Genomic DNA, 13540 nt, shown 5'->3' with positions numbered 1-13540 from the left:
CTAGCGCCCGGCCAGGGCCTGGAGGAGGTCCAGACGGATCAGACGCGCCAGTTCGGCGGCGGCCCGGTCCTCGCCGTCCTGCTGGGCGGCGATGGCGGCATAGGGCTGGTCGGCCGAGCCATAGGTGGTGGTGACCGTGCCGGTTCCCGTCAAGGGCGAGCCGCCGGATGCCGGCGTCAGGGTCCAGGCGGCCTTGACCGTCAGCTCATATCGGGTGGCGGTGTCATCGATGCGGCGGCCCAGGGGGCGGCGGCTCTGTTCCACCGCCGTGGTCAGGCGATACAGCGGCGTCGCGGTGCGATTGAACGCCAGGGCGTCCTCCAGCTGTTCCCGCAGACGATAGCCGAGCCGGTCGTCCTGGGCCGTGACGGCAATGCGCGACAGGGGCATGCCGGCGCCGCCGTCGCCGTACATCGGGGTGAAGCCGCAGGCCGAAAGGCCCAGCGCCGCCCCGATGCAGCCGAGGCCCAGCAAGCGGCGCATCAGCCCGCCACCAGATTGACGATACGGTCGGGCACGACGATCACCTTGCGGACGGACTGACCATTGGCGGCAAGGTAGGCCTGAACCGCTTCGCTGGCGAGGGCCTCGGCCTCCACCACCTTCGGATCAGCGCCGCGCGGCATGATAATTTCGCCGCGGCGTTTGCCGTTGATCTGGATCGGCAGGACGAGTTCGTCATCGGCGGCCAGGGCCGGGTCATAGACGGGCCAGGGCGCATCCAGAACCATGCCCTCTTCCCCCAGCCGGGCCCAGCCTTCCTCGGCAAGGTGGGGGGTGAAGGGGGCGATCAGGCGGGCCAGGGCCGAGAGGGCCTGACGCTTCGTCTCGCCGCCGGCCGTCCTCGCATCCCGGATCGTGGCGAGGAAGGCGTAGAGCTTGGCGATGGCCGAGTTGAAGCGGAAGCCCTCCACACCTTCGGACACGGCCTTGATGGCCTTGTGGGTCTCGCGGATCAGGGCGGCGTCGGCGGCGGAATCGCCGGCGGCTGTGGGGTCGAAGCCGTCGAACTCGGTCCAGACCCGCTGGACGAAGCGGCTGGCGCCCTCGACGCCCCCCGGGGTCCACTGGACGTCGCGCTCGGGCGGGCTGTCGGACAGGACGAACAGCCGGCCGGCGTCGACGCCGTGGCTGTCGAGGATTTCCTGGGGCGCCACCACGTTCTTCTTCGACTTCGACATCTTCTCGATGTCGCCGATGATCAGGGTCTCGCCGGTGGACAGCTGACGCGCGCTGCGCACGCCGGCCTCGTGGGCCAGGTCGACGTCGGTCGGCTCGACCCACTGGCCGTCGGCCCGGCGGTAGGTCTCATGGACCACCATCCCCTGGGTGAACAGGCCGGCGAAGGGCTCCTTGACCGACAGCATGCCGGCGTCGGACAGGGCGCGGGTGATGAAGCGGGCGTAGAGCAGGTGCAGCACCGCATGCTCCACCCCGCCGATATACTGGTCCACGGCCAGCCAGTGGTCGGCGGCGACGGTGTTGATCGGCTCGGCCGCCGTCGGGTCGGTGAAGCGGGCGAAATACCAGCTGGAGTCGACGAAGGTGTCGAGGGTGTCGGTCTCGCGCAGCGCATCGGTGTCGCAGACCGGACATCTGACGTGCTTCCAGGTCGGGTGCCGCTCCAGCGGATTGCCCGGCGTGTCGAAGGTCACGTCATCCGGCAGGACGACCGGCAGTTGGTCGGCGGGAACCGGCTCCGGCCCGCATTTGGGGCAGTGGATGATGGGGATCGGGCAGCCCCAGTAGCGCTGGCGGCTGACGCCCCAGTCGCGCAGGCGATAGATGGTCGCCCCCTTGCCCTGGTCGGCCGCCTCGATCCGCCGGATCGCCTCGGCCTTGGCGGCCTCGATCGACAGGCCGTTCAGGAAGTCGGAGTTGAAGATGCGGCCCGAACCGACATAGGCCTCGGTTCCGACCTCGAAATCCGCATCTGCCCCGTCGGGCTGCACCACCGGGACCACCGCAAGGTCGTATTTGCGCGCGAAATCCAGATCGCGCTGGTCGTGGGCCGGACATCCGAAAATCGCGCCCGAGCCATAGGTCGACAGCACGAAATTCGCCGCCCAGACGGGCAGGGTCTTGTCCGCGTCGAAGGGGTGACGGACCCGGAGGCCCAGATCGACCCCCAGTTTCTCGGCCTTTTCGATATCGGCTTCGCTGGTTCCGGTTCGGGCGCAGGTCCTGACGAAGGCGGCCACGTCCGGCCGGTGCTCGGCGATCGCCTTCGTCAGCGGATGATCGGGAGCCAGGGCCAGGAAACTGGCCCCGAACAGGGTGTCGGGGCGGGTGGTATAGACCTCGATGGGATCGCGGGCGTGGTTGGACTCTCCGTCCGGCGAGGCCGGCAAGAAGGCGGGCGCCTCGGCGATATCCCACCACAGGGTCGCGCCACTGCTGCGGCCGATCCAGTTCTCCTGCATCAGCCTGACCTTCTCCGGCCAGCGGTCCAGCGTCTTCAGGCCCTCGATCAGGTCGTCGGCATAGTCGGTGATGCGCAGGAACCACTGGTTCAGCTTGCGTTTTTCGACCAGGGCGCCCGAGCGCCAGCCGCGGCCGTCGATCACCTGTTCATTGGCCAGAACGGTGTTGTCGACCGGGTCCCAGTTGACCGTGCCGTCCTTGCGATAGACCAGGCCGCGCCGGTACAGCTCCAGGAACCAGGCCTGCTGCTTGCCGTAGTATTCCGGGTCGCAGGTGGCGAACTCCCGGCTCCAGTCCAGCGACAGGCCCAGAAGTTTCAGCTGGGCGCGCATCGAGGCGATATTGTCGTAGGTCCAGCCCTTGGGATGGATGCCGCGCTCCATGGCGGCGTTCTCGGCCGGCATGCCGAAGGCGTCCCAGCCCATGGGGTGTAGGACGTCGAAGCCCTGGGCGCGCTTGTGACGCGCGACCACGTCGCCCATCACATAGTTGCGGGCGTGCCCCATATGGATGTTCCCCGACGGATAGGGAAACATTTCAAGGACATAGTATTTGGGGCGACCGGTATCCTTCGTGACGAAGGCGTTGGCGTCCGACCAGCGTTGCTGCTGGCGAGGTTCGGCGGTCTTGGGGTCGTAACGGGCCACGGGAATCCTGGAAGCGTAAGAGCGGCGACGCCCTCGCGCTCACATAGCCCGAAGGACGCGGCCGCCAAAGAAAAACACCGGCGCCTCACTCGATCGGGCTGGCCCGGACGCGCGCACAACTACGCTCAAAGAGCGAGCCGCCGCGCGGCGAGCGATAGCGCCCCTCAGTCAGGTCAGTTGGCGTTGGCGAGGTTGAGCTGGCGCGCCTTGGTCAGGATGGCGTTTTCCAGATCGGTCTCGGTCTGGGCCGCGACGGCGCCCGGCGCCCAGGCGCCGTCAGCGCCCTTGATCTCCTTGGTGACCGTGACGTTCAGGGCATCGGCGCGAAGGCGGGTGTCCAGAATGAAGACCGTCGCCTTGAACCGCTCGTTCGGCGCCTGCGGGTCGGTGTACCAGTCATAGTTGATCACGCCGCCGAACGGATCGGCAGTCAGCAAGGGCATGAAGCCCAGCGTATCCAGGCTGGCGCGCCACAGGAAGCCGTTCACGCCGATGGTCCGGGGCGAGGTCGCCGCCGTCGGCTTGTCGCGACCCATGAAGGGCAGTCCGCCACAGGCCGACAGCATCAGGCCGGTCGCGATGGCGGCGATCGCGCCGGTGCGAACGTTCGCAGCCCGGGTCGCAATCATGGGGGCCATCGCAGTCTTGGGGGCCATCAAGGAACTCTCCATATCAAGGGGCGGTCACAGTCAAAGCCCTGGCATTTGCGCCGGGCGCGACTGTTCCGGAACGAGATCCGGCAAGCGACGCCGAAGTCTTGCTCTATAACACGCTGAAAAGGGGCGATGACAAGGCGAACCGGTCGGCCCCGGCGTCCCGGACTGAAACATCACGCCCGATCATTGCCCTGTTCCCGTGATGTGTGCGCCACAGACGCCCTCCATAGTCCGGGGAACAGGCAGGTTCGGGCGGTGTTGCGTTGACCGGGGACGGGCGAGGTGTCTAATCGCGTCGTTCACGGCGAAAACGTCGGCTCCCCGGCGGCGACGTCGGGACAATAGGGTGCCGGGCCCACGGTCCGGCAATCAAGGGTTGGAAATGCGTTCTGGCGTTGTTCTTGCGGGACTGGCGGGAGTGGTTCTTCTCTCGACGGCTGGTCATGCTGCGGCCCAGGCCGGGCTGCGCACCCGCGCGCCCGCCGTGTCGCTCGCCGAAGCCCAGGCCGCCCAGCGCAGCCAGCCGGCGCCGCAGCGTCGCGGCCTGCGCTGGAACGAGAATGGCCGCTGGGGACTGAACTTCAACATGAATCAGCCCGTCGGTCGCGAGACCCGTTGGGGAGATGTCGAGGCCGGCGCCTACTACAGCGTCAATCCGCGGCTCAGCGTCGGCGCCTCCGCAGGACTGGGCGCGCCGGAGCAGGATCCAGCCCGCGCTCCGGAGACCGACCGCCGGTCGCAACCGCGCATCCGGCTGGAATCCATCTTTAAATTCTGATCAGCCGCCGAAGGCGCGTTTGAAGGCCTCGACGCCGGCGATGCCGCACACGCCGGTCGCAGCCAGAGACCCGACATTGGACGCATCGATCCCGCCGAGGGCATAGACCGGCAGGACCGTGCGCGCTGCGGCCTCCGTCAGCCCGTCGGGACCCATTGCAGCCCGGGAGGTCGACGGGCTGTTAGTGGGAAAGGCCGGCGACAGCACAAGGGCGTCCAGCCCGGCGGCTGAGGCTGTGTCTGGCGCGGGACCGGCATGGGCGGCGGCGGTAATCAGCCAGTCCGGCCGGCGCACCCGGAGGTCCGCGGCCATGGCCTGCGCCCGTTCCGGCAGATGAACGCCATCAGCCTCAACAGCGTCCGCCAGGTCGGCGTCCAGCCCGATCAGCAGCCGTACGCCGCGACCGGCGGTGACCTCCCGCAAACGGCGGGCCGTCCGTCCGGCCTCCGGGTCCCCGAAATGGCGGTAGACCACGGCGGCGCCTGGGGGCAGATGCGCCGCCGTGGTCCAGGGGCGGGGTGTTCGCTCCGGATCGGTGAAGAACAGCAGCGGCGGCAGGGCGGGCAAGCCGTCCAGCGGGCTGACACCGGAGGCGGCGCGGGCTAGAGCAAGCGCGGCGGCCCAGAGGGTCCGCCCCCCCTCCGAAAGTCCAACCGGGTAACTGTCCGTGACTGTCATCCACGCCTCATCGTCCGGTTTCGACCTCGCGTCCATACGAACGCGGTTCGAGGCGGTGCGTGCGCGGATCGATGCTGCGGCCCGGGCGGTTGGCCGCGACCCCGAGAGCGTGGTCCTGACCGCCGTGTCCAAGACCCAGCCGCCCGAGGCCATCGACGCCGCCCTGGGCCTCGCCCAGCGGGTGTTCGGCGAGAACCGGGTGCAGGAGGCGCAGGGCCGCTGGGCCGATCGGGATCCGGCCGGCCGGGGGCTTGAACTGCGGCTGATCGGCCCGCTCCAGTCCAACAAGGCCGGAGACGCCGTCGCCCTGTTCGACGTCATCGAGACCCTGGACCGCGACAGGCTGGCGCGAGCCCTGGCCGAGGCCGTGCAGAAGGCGGGTCGCTGTCCGCGGCTGCTCGTCCAGGTCAATACCGGGGCCGAACCCCAGAAGGCCGGGGTCCTGCCGGAACAGGCCGACGCCCTGATCGCCCGGATGCGGGCCGACTACGGGCTGATCGTCGAGGGCCTGATGGCCATTCCCCCGGCGGACCAGGCGCCGGATGACCACTTCGCCCTGATCGCCGGGATGGCTGAACGCAACGGCCTTGAGGTCCTGTCGATGGGAATGAGCGGCGATTTCGAGACAGCGATTCGCTATGGCGCCACCCATGTTCGTGTGGGATCGGCGCTTTTCGGGGAGCGGACGGTCGATCCGGGGGTTCAGAAGGCTTGATTGCACTGGTTTTTCCGCGTCGCCCTTGGCGCGGAGGCCAAGCCTCGCCATTGTTACTGACATGCCCACGCCCAAGACGCTCCTGATCATCGACGACGACGACGACCTGCGCGAGGCGCTGGCGGAACAGCTGGCCCTCCACGAGGAGTTCCGCACGGTCCAGGCGGCGACGGCCACCGAGGGCGTGCGTCTGGGCCGCGAGATCCGTGCGGATCTAATATTGCTCGATGTCGATCTGCCCGACATGGACGGCCGCGAGGCCTGCCGGCTGTTGCGCAAGGACGGGGTCTCGACCCCGGTCATCATGCTGACGGCCCAGGACTCAGACGCCGATACGGTGCTGGGTCTGGACTCGGGCGCCAATGACTATGTCACCAAGCCTTTCCGGTTCGCCGTGCTGCTGGCCCGCATCCGCGCCCATCTGCGCAGCCATGAACAGTCCGAAGACGCCGTCTTCGCCGTCGGCCCCTATGCCTTCCGCCCGGCGGGCAAGGTTCTGGTCGACGAGCGCGGCAAGAAGATCCGGTTGACGGAAAAAGAGACCAATATTCTGAAATACCTGTATCGCGCCGGAGCCAAGCCCGTGTCGCGCGAGGAACTGCTGACCGAGGTCTGGGGCTATAACGCCGGGGTCACGACCCATACGCTGGAAACCCACATCTATCGCCTGCGCCAGAAGATCGAGCCGGAGCCGGGTCAGGCGCGGCTGCTGCTGACGGATGCGGGCGGGTATAGGCTGCAGCCCTGAGAATCCGGGCCCCGCAGCCTGGACCGGGTTCAGACCGGCCGGGTCCCGCATGGGCGACCAGATCCTTCAGTTGGGCCGCCATTCGCTGAGAATACCACCTGCTGCGTCCTCGAAAGCGACGCGATCCAGGCGGGCGGCGACGACGCAAACCGGCCTTTGATCCGGCGAGTCTGATCGGCATCGGATGGCGCGGCCTTCTGGAAAGGCGATCGCCCGGCCCTCGAGCACCAGCCTGTATCCGCCCGACGGCAGGGCGGCCGGCTGGCCCTCCTCGCCCCGGACCGTGAACGTATAGGCCCTGCCGTTACGACGGCTGAGCCGCGATCCGCCGGTGTCAAAAACGGCTGCCAGACCCACGGTCTCCGGCGAGCGGGTCGCCGGAGACGCCGGCCCACCCTCGATCGGCGCCGTCGCCGGACGGGCGGGGCAATCGTCGGTCCGGATCCACGACCTCTGAAGCCAGAAACCCTCGACCGACTCCCAGGTGTCTGCGCCGTCGACCGTCAACGGGGCTTCGGTCCAGTCGGCCGGGGCGAGGGAGAGCTGCAGGGTCTTGCGATCGTCTCCGAAGGCGGCGCTGGTCCGGCCTTCGCCTCCGGACGCCGCCGCCGCCAGCGATGGCATGCCTGTCGCCGGACAGGCGAAGGCCTGACGAATGACCAGCCTTCGTCCGGCGAGGGTGTCGTCCCCTCCGGGAGACTGGCCTCGCGCATAGGCCGAGGCGGCGACATCCACAGCGGCCAGAAGTTCGGCCCGGTCGATCTGGCGCGGCGGGGCCATGACCACTGTCGGCGGAGCGACGGCTGGTTCGGGGGTCGCCGTCGCGGGCGGCTCGGGCCGGTTACAGCCGGACAGGGCGAGGATCAGACCGGACGCCGCGAGCGCGACGACCGACGGGCGAGGCGACACAATCGGTTCGAGCATGCAACCACCCTAGCACGAAGATAGCTCTCGTGGGGTCGTCGGGCTGCAAAAAGGTTGACGAGGCGCGGTGGAGGAAGGCAGCAGGGGGCCATGACATTCGATCAGATCGCCGCCCTGGCGGTTCTCGTCGCCGTGGTGGGCGCGCTGATCCACGGCCGGATCCGGTCCGACGTAGTCGCCCTGACCGGCGCCGCCGTGCTGCTGCTGCTCGGGGTCGTTCGGCCCGTGGAGGTGCAGGGCGCCTTCGCCAGCCCGGCTGTCATTGCCCTGGCCGGGTTGTTCGTCATCGCCTATGCCATCGAACTGTCCGGCCTGCTTGGCCTGTTGATCCGTCAGGCGACGGCCCTGGCGGCGAGGGTGGGCGCCACGGGCATCTGGGTCGTCATCGCCCTGTGCGGCTCGGTGGGCGGCTTCCTCAACAACACCCCGGTCGTCGTTCTGGCGGCCCCGGTGATCCGCGACGTGGCGCAATCGCTGCATCTGTCGCCCAAACGCTTCCTGATGCCGCTCAGCCATGTGACCGTTCTGGGCGGTCTGCTGACCCTGATCGGGACCTCGACCAACCTGCTGGTCAACGACATGGCGCGAAACGCCGGCCAGCCGGTGTTCAGCCTTTTCGAGATCACCCCCGTCGGCCTGTGTATCGCGGCCGTCGGCGGACTGTGGCTCTATTTCGTCGGCGCCCGCCAGCTGGGCCGCGCCGTCGCCGCCGACGAGGCCCAGAAGGCGCGGCTGGCCGAGATGGAGGCCGCCCGCCGACAGGCTGCGGAAGACGCGGCCCGCGAACGGCGTCGTCTCCTGCCCTTCGGCCTGCCCAGACTGGGTGAGGCGCGCAACCAGTCCGACGGATCAGGCGACGCCCACCTGGGCGATGTCGAGCTCTACGGAGCGGCGGATCGCCCCTTCAACCTGAAGCCGGCGCTGATGTCTCTGGGCGTCTTCGGACTGGTCATCGCAGCAGCGGCCCTGGGCTGGGCGCCGATCGCGGCGGCGGCCTTCGCCGGGGCGGTCGCCCTGATCCTGCTGCGCGTCATCACGCCGGAAGAGGCCTATGCCGGGTTGAGGCCGGAGATCCTGCTGCTGATCGCGGGCATGGTGGTGGTGGGAACCGCCATCGAGGTCACCGGACTGGCTGCGGCCGGGGCGGACCGGCTGATTGATGTCATCCGCCCCCTGGGGCCCCTGGGGGCGCTGATCGTCCTCTATGGCGTGACCCTGTTCGCCACTGAACTGCTGTCCAATGCGACGGTGGCGGTGCTGATCACGCCGATCGCCGTGGCCCTGGCCGAGAGTCTGGGCGTGGATCCGCGCCCGTTTCTGGTCGGCGTCATGATGGCCGCCTCGGCGGCCTTTGCGACGCCCTTCGGCTATCAGACCAATGTGCTGGTCTTCAACATGGGCGGCTACAGCTACATGGATTTCGTCAGGGTCGGGGTGCCGCTGAACCTGATCACCTGGGCGGCCGCCATGGTGGCGATCCCGATCTTCTTCCCGTTCTGATCGCGGCGTCAGACGTCCAGATCGACCGTGATCGGGCAGTGGTCGCTGGGCTGGTTCCATTCGCGGACCGTGTCGTGGATGGTCGCGCTGCCCGGCACGACGGCGGGCGTCAGGCCCGGCGAGGTCCAGATGTGGTCCAGGCGCAGGCCCCGGTTCGACTTGCGGAAGTCCTCGGCGCGATAACTCCACCAGGACGCCAGCTTCTGCGGCTCCGGATATGCGGCCCGGACCACGTCGTGAAAACCGCCCGCCGCCTGCAGCCGGTTCAGGGTCTCGACCTCCACCGGGGTGTGGCTGACGATCTTCGACATATAGCGGTGATTCCAGACGTCGAATTCGGAGGGGGCGATGTTGAAATCGCCGCACATCAGCAATCTCGACGCGCGGTCCTGAGCGGCGACGGTCGCCGTCAGCTGTTCATAGAAGTCCATCTTGTGATCGAATTTCGGGTTCAGCTCGCGGTCGGGTACGTCGCCGCCGGCCGGTATGTAGAAATTCTGCACATCGATCCCGGCGATCCGGGCCGAGACGCAGCGGGCATGGCCCAGTCTGCAGGCCTGGAAGGTGTCGGAGTGGTCCATCGGCAGACGTGAGGCGATGGCCACGCCGTGCCATCCCTTCTGGCCCGCCACCTTCAGGTGGGGCATGCCCATCTCGACGAAGGCGTTTCGGGGGAACTGGTCCTCAAGGCATTTGATCTCCTGTAAACACAGGACGTCGACGTTCGCCTCAGCCACGAAGCGTGCGACCTGGTCGATGCGCAGGCGGACAGAGTTGATGTTCCAGGTGGCGAGTCTCAGCATGGTGGGGTTCTAGCGCAGGAAAGGCCTCAAGCCATGGCCGATCCGGGCGAAAGTTGCGTTCAGTTCGCCAGGCTCCGCGAGCCGCGCATGGCGCGGCGCGAAGCGCCCGAAAAAAACGCCCGGCGACCAGCGCCGGGCGTTCGAAGTTTTCTCTCTCACACGCCGCTATCGGGAGGGGATGACGTCCGACGCGGAAAGGCGGCCGCCGCCGCCCTGTGTTCTAAGTGTCACTCCCTCGAAAAAAAGTCAAATGAGAGATTTGATAAAGATATGTGTCGGACGAACCACGCTCATTGAGTCAGTTGCGGCGGGGCCGCTGTGTCGGATCGGCCAGACGGAACAGGGCCGCGTTCAGATTCGAGGCCGGGGTCAGGGTGGTCAGCTGCGTCCGGGTCCCGCTGCCCTGGGCGTCAACAATACTCCACTCCATCAGACGTACGGGACTGCCGCCGAACACCAGGGTGACGGCGCCGTCATTGGGGCGACGCTGGTCGCGGGCGGTGATCGCATAGCCGCCTCCGGGCGAACGGGTGACGCGGTCGATGCGGACGCCCTGATCCAGTCGGACATTGCGGGCCAGGAAGGTGGACAGGGGCGTCTGGCCCAGAGGGACCTGACGGAAGACGTTCAGGCGCGGATCGTAGCGTTTGACGTTGTAGCCGTCCGACACGACCAGAAGACCGGCCGGGCTGGTGTATTCGAACCGCATCCTGCCGGGACGCTGCAGCCAGAACCGGCCCTCGCGGCGCTGACCGCCCGAGCCGATCTCCACAAAGGTCCCCTGATAGGAGGTCAGGGCCTGCAGATAGCCCTGGGCGCGGGCCAGGGTGGCGCGGTCCTCGGCCGACAGACTGGCCTGGGCATGGGCGGGCAGGGCGGCGAGGCCCGCGATGGCGGCGAGGCCGAGGCCGAGGTCGCGGCGTGAGATGGTCATGTGGTCGTCTCCCGTTCGGGATGGATTTGGAGTGGTCGCCGTTATGGCCGTCGGGCCGGGCCGCCTTGTGACCCAAGCCAGACCATATTCCGGCGCTGCGATGAAGGTGCGTTCATCGTGAGCCGTAAATAACGCCAGCGGCCCGGATCGGCTCCGTCTTGATTCCGCCTGACCGCCTTGCGGTCTGTCCTCCCCTTTCGCCTGGGCAAATGGGGAGGAGAGGTTCAGACTGGCCGCTCTCTTCATCGCCGAAGGGGGGGCGGGCGCCGAAGGCGTCAGGAGGAGTCACCCCATGGGCGGCGGGCCCGCCAGCACATCGCGCTTGCCCGCATGGTTGGCGGGCGAGACAACGCCTTCCTGTTCCATCCGCTCGATCAGGGAGGCGGCGCGGTTGTAGCCGATCTGCAGCCGGCGCTGGACGTAGGAGGTCGAGGCCTTGCGGTCGCGGGTGACCACGGCCACCGCGCGGTCGTAGAGGTCGTCGCCCGATCCCCCGCCGCCCTCGTCGAAGGCGTTGTCGCCGTCGCCGTCCGGATCGTCGGTGATCAGGTCCAGATAGTCGGGCTCGGCCTGGGCCTTCAGGTGGTTGCAGACGTCCTCGACCTCCTTGTCGTCGACGAAGGGCCCGTGCAGGCGGGTGATGCGCCCGCCGCCAGCCATGTAGAGCATGTCGCCCTGGCCCAGCAGCTGTTCGCCGCCCTGTTCGCCGAGGATGGTGCGGCTGTCGATCTTGGAGGTGACCTGGAAGCTGATCCGGGTCGGGAAATTGGCCTTGATGGTGCCGGTGATGACGTCGACCGACGGGCGCTGCGTCGCCATGATCAGGTGGATGCCGGCGGCGCGGGCCATCTGGGCCAGACGCTGGACGGCGCCCTCGACGTCCTTGCCGGCGACCAGCATCAGGTCGGCCATCTCGTCCATGACCACGACCAGGTAGGGCATGGGTTCGGGGCGGATCTTCTCGGATTCATAGACGGGCCGGCCCTGTTCGTCGAATCCGGTCTGGACGGTGCGCTCGAAATGCTCGCCCTTGGCCTGGGCCTCGCGCGCCCGCTCGTTATAGCTGGCGACGTTGCGGACGCCGAGCTTGGACATCCGGCGATAGCGGTCCTCCATCTCCTTGACCGTCCATTTCAGGGCGACCACGGCCTTCTTCGGATCGGTGACGACCGGCGCCAGCAGATGGGGGATGCCGTCATAGACGCTGAGCTCCAGCATCTTGGGGTCGATCATGATGAAGCGGCATTCGGCCGGGCTCAGCCGGTAGAGGATCGACAGGATCATGGCGTTGACCCCGACCGACTTGCCCGAGCCGGTGGTGCCGGCGATCAGCAGGTGGGGCATGCGGGCCAGATCGGCGACATAGGGCTCGCCGCCGATGGTCTCGCCCAGGGCCAGCGGCAGGAGATGCGACGGCTTGGCGTATTCGGCCGAGGCCAGAAGATCGCGCAGATAGACGGTCTCGCGCTTGAGGTTGGGCAATTCGATGCCGATGGCGTTGCGGCCCTGGACCACCGAGATCCGGCAGGCGCGGGCCGACATGGAGCGGGCGATGTCGTCGGCCAGGGCCACGACCCGGCCGTGCTTGACCCCGGCGGCGGGGACCAGCTCGTACAGGGTGACCACGGGGCCGGGACGGATCTGGTCGATGACCCCGCGGACGCCGAATTCCTGCAGCACGCCCTCCAGCATCTTGGCGTTCTGTTTCAGGGCGGTTTCGTCGATGGCGCCGGTGCGGGCCAGGGGCTTGGTCAGCATGCCCAGCGGCGGCAGGTCGAAGGCGCCCTCGGGGCGGGTGAATTCGAACGAGGCCTGATCGTCCTCGAACGCCTTCTTTGATTTGGCGGGTTTGGGGGCCGCAACCCGGGGCTCGGCGGCGGCTGTGACGCGCCCGGGCGTCTCGACCGGCGGGGCCGGGGGCGCCAGAGGCATGTCGGTCGCGGAGTCGTCCCACGGCGGAGGGGCCGCGGCCTCGTCGACGATGTCCCCGGGCATGACCAGAGGCGCTGCGACGCGTGGCGGGCGGGGTGCGCGGGGTCGTTTCGGCTCCACCGGGGCCGCCTCGGCGAGGGGCGGCGAGGAGCGGCGCATATGACCGGCCCAGGCCATCCCGTCCGACAGGTCCCGCAGCCTCAGGCCGATTGCATAGCCGCAGGCCCACAGGCCGAGGGCCAGAAAGGTCAGGCCGCCGATGAGTCCGGCGCCCGGCAGGCCGAGGGCCGCGATTCCGGCCGTGACCAGGCCGCTGAGGCCGTCGCCCCACAGGCCGCCGAGGCCGACCGCGAGGGGCCAGGCGGCCGGGGCGGCGAGGCTGGACAGGGCGGCCGACAGGGCCAGAACCCCGCAGGCGGCGGCCAGGCCTTTCAACGTGGTGGGCTTGAGCCTTTGCTGGAGCGCATCACCGATGGCGATGGCCAGGCCGAAGGCGATGATCAGGGCGGCGGCGGGCCAGGCGGCCAGTCCAAGCGACTGCAGAACCAGATCGGCGAACAGGGCGCCGCCGTCGCCCAGCCAGTTGGTGGCGGGCGCCGAGGTCGCGGCGTTCAGACTGGGGTCCGCCGGGTTCCACGACACCAGGGATGCGACCAGCAGCAGGGCCAGCAGGGCCTGAAGCACGCCGCGGAATCGCACCATGAAGGGGGCGTCCCAGATCACCCGGGCGCTCTCCCAGGCGCGATTGCCGATAATCAGGACGGCGGACATGGGGTTTCTTTCTGATCCGGGGTCGAACGG

At 68.4% G+C, this 13540-nt stretch carries 12 protein-coding genes; 4 read left to right on the top strand and 8 right to left on the bottom strand.

Annotation, left to right across the window (positions count from 1 at the left end):
• The 3 genes from lptE to ACW17W_RS00730 all read right to left on the bottom strand — a co-directional run bounded on the left by lptE (position 1) and on the right by ACW17W_RS00730 (position 3700).
• On the bottom strand, positions 1 to 483 hold the full coding sequence (gene lptE, locus ACW17W_RS00740; protein ID WP_492078394.1) for an LPS assembly lipoprotein LptE: 483 nt from the start codon (positions 481 to 483) through the stop codon (positions 1 to 3).
• Positions 483 to 3071 (bottom strand): leucine--tRNA ligase, encoded by a 2589-nt coding sequence (gene leuS / locus ACW17W_RS00735; RefSeq protein ID WP_492078392.1) that lies wholly within the window; start codon positions 3069 to 3071, stop codon positions 483 to 485. The genes lptE and leuS overlap by 1 nt, the downstream gene beginning before the upstream one ends.
• Before the next feature lie 173 nt (positions 3072 to 3244).
• Positions 3245 to 3700 (bottom strand): DUF3576 domain-containing protein, encoded by a 456-nt coding sequence (locus ACW17W_RS00730; RefSeq protein WP_492080347.1) that lies wholly within the window; start codon positions 3698 to 3700, stop codon positions 3245 to 3247.
• 409 nt (positions 3701 to 4109) lie between these two features.
• Between ACW17W_RS00730 and ACW17W_RS00725 the strand changes: the two genes are divergently transcribed.
• Positions 4110 to 4505 (top strand): NtrZ family periplasmic regulatory protein, encoded by a 396-nt coding sequence (locus ACW17W_RS00725; protein WP_492078390.1) that lies wholly within the window; start codon positions 4110 to 4112, stop codon positions 4503 to 4505.
• On the opposite strand, the gene ACW17W_RS00720 is transcribed toward ACW17W_RS00725, so the two are convergent.
• The gene (locus ACW17W_RS00720; RefSeq protein ID WP_492078388.1) at positions 4506 to 5183 is read right to left on the bottom strand and encodes a thiamine phosphate synthase; all 678 of its coding nucleotides are present in this window, start codon (positions 5181 to 5183) and stop codon (positions 4506 to 4508) included.
• On the opposite strand from ACW17W_RS00720, the gene ACW17W_RS00715 reads away from it, so the two are divergent.
• A complete protein-coding gene (locus ACW17W_RS00715; RefSeq protein WP_492080346.1) occupies positions 5182 to 5898 on the top strand; it encodes a YggS family pyridoxal phosphate-dependent enzyme in 717 nt (238 codons plus the stop codon). The genes ACW17W_RS00720 and ACW17W_RS00715 overlap by 2 nt on opposite strands.
• A gap of 61 nt (positions 5899 to 5959) precedes the next feature.
• Complete coding sequence (locus ACW17W_RS00710; RefSeq protein ID WP_492078386.1) at positions 5960 to 6646, top strand: response regulator transcription factor; 687 nt, start codon at positions 5960 to 5962, stop codon at positions 6644 to 6646.
• Positions 6647 to 6712: 66 nt separating this feature from the next.
• On the opposite strand, the gene ACW17W_RS00705 is transcribed toward ACW17W_RS00710, so the two are convergent.
• A complete protein-coding gene (locus tag ACW17W_RS00705) occupies positions 6713 to 7570 on the bottom strand; it encodes a hypothetical protein (RefSeq protein ID WP_492078384.1) in 858 nt (285 codons plus the stop codon).
• 90 nt (positions 7571 to 7660) lie between these two features.
• Between ACW17W_RS00705 and ACW17W_RS00700 the strand changes: the two genes are divergently transcribed.
• Positions 7661 to 9070: an SLC13 family permease gene (locus ACW17W_RS00700; RefSeq protein ID WP_492078382.1), complete on the top strand. Its 1410-nt coding sequence runs from the start codon at positions 7661 to 7663 to the stop codon at positions 9068 to 9070.
• 8 nt (positions 9071 to 9078) lie between these two features.
• Here ACW17W_RS00700 and ACW17W_RS00695 read toward each other — a convergent pair whose 3' ends face one another.
• From ACW17W_RS00695 to ACW17W_RS00685, 3 genes are all read right to left on the bottom strand, one after another.
• Entirely contained in the window at positions 9079 to 9873 is a 795-nt protein-coding gene (locus ACW17W_RS00695) for an exodeoxyribonuclease III (RefSeq protein ID WP_492078380.1), read from the bottom strand.
• 298 nt (positions 9874 to 10171) lie between these two features.
• Positions 10172 to 10807 (bottom strand): LolA family protein, encoded by a 636-nt coding sequence (locus ACW17W_RS00690; protein WP_492078377.1) that lies wholly within the window; start codon positions 10805 to 10807, stop codon positions 10172 to 10174.
• Positions 10808 to 11092: 285 nt separating this feature from the next.
• Positions 11093 to 13510, bottom strand: a complete 2418-nt coding sequence (locus tag ACW17W_RS00685) for an FtsK/SpoIIIE family DNA translocase (RefSeq protein ID WP_492078375.1) — start codon at positions 13508 to 13510, stop codon at positions 11093 to 11095.
• Positions 13511 to 13540 lie beyond the last annotated feature (30 nt).

It is taken from the genome of Brevundimonas sp. FV1ye29L, assembly GCF_058681095.1.
The sequence above is the reverse complement of the archived record's forward strand: the minus strand, read 5'-3'. Positions and strand labels throughout refer to the sequence as shown.

Bases quoted from the DNA above. Each gene is read 5' to 3' on its own strand.
- lptE (WP_492078394.1), bottom strand. From the start codon at position 483: ATGCGCCGCTTGCTGGGCCTCGGCTGCATCGGGGCGGCGCTGGGCCTT.
- ACW17W_RS00730 (WP_492080347.1), bottom strand. From the start codon at position 3,700: ATGATTGCGACCCGGGCTGCGAACGTTCGCACCGGCGCGATCGCCGCC.
- ACW17W_RS00725 (WP_492078390.1), top strand. From the start codon at position 4,110: ATGCGTTCTGGCGTTGTTCTTGCGGGACTGGCGGGAGTGGTTCTTCTC.
- ACW17W_RS00720 (WP_492078388.1), bottom strand. From the start codon at position 5,183: ATGACAGTCACGGACAGTTACCCGGTTGGACTTTCGGAGGGGGGGCGG.
- ACW17W_RS00710 (WP_492078386.1), top strand. From the start codon at position 5,960: ATGCCCACGCCCAAGACGCTCCTGATCATCGACGACGACGACGACCTG.
- ACW17W_RS00705 (WP_492078384.1), bottom strand. From the start codon at position 7,570: ATGCTCGAACCGATTGTGTCGCCTCGCCCGTCGGTCGTCGCGCTCGCG.
- ACW17W_RS00700 (WP_492078382.1), top strand. From the start codon at position 7,661: ATGACATTCGATCAGATCGCCGCCCTGGCGGTTCTCGTCGCCGTGGTG.
- ACW17W_RS00695 (WP_492078380.1), bottom strand. From the start codon at position 9,873: ATGCTGAGACTCGCCACCTGGAACATCAACTCTGTCCGCCTGCGCATC.
- ACW17W_RS00690 (WP_492078377.1), bottom strand. From the start codon at position 10,807: ATGACCATCTCACGCCGCGACCTCGGCCTCGGCCTCGCCGCCATCGCG.
- ACW17W_RS00685 (WP_492078375.1), bottom strand. From the start codon at position 13,510: ATGTCCGCCGTCCTGATTATCGGCAATCGCGCCTGGGAGAGCGCCCGG.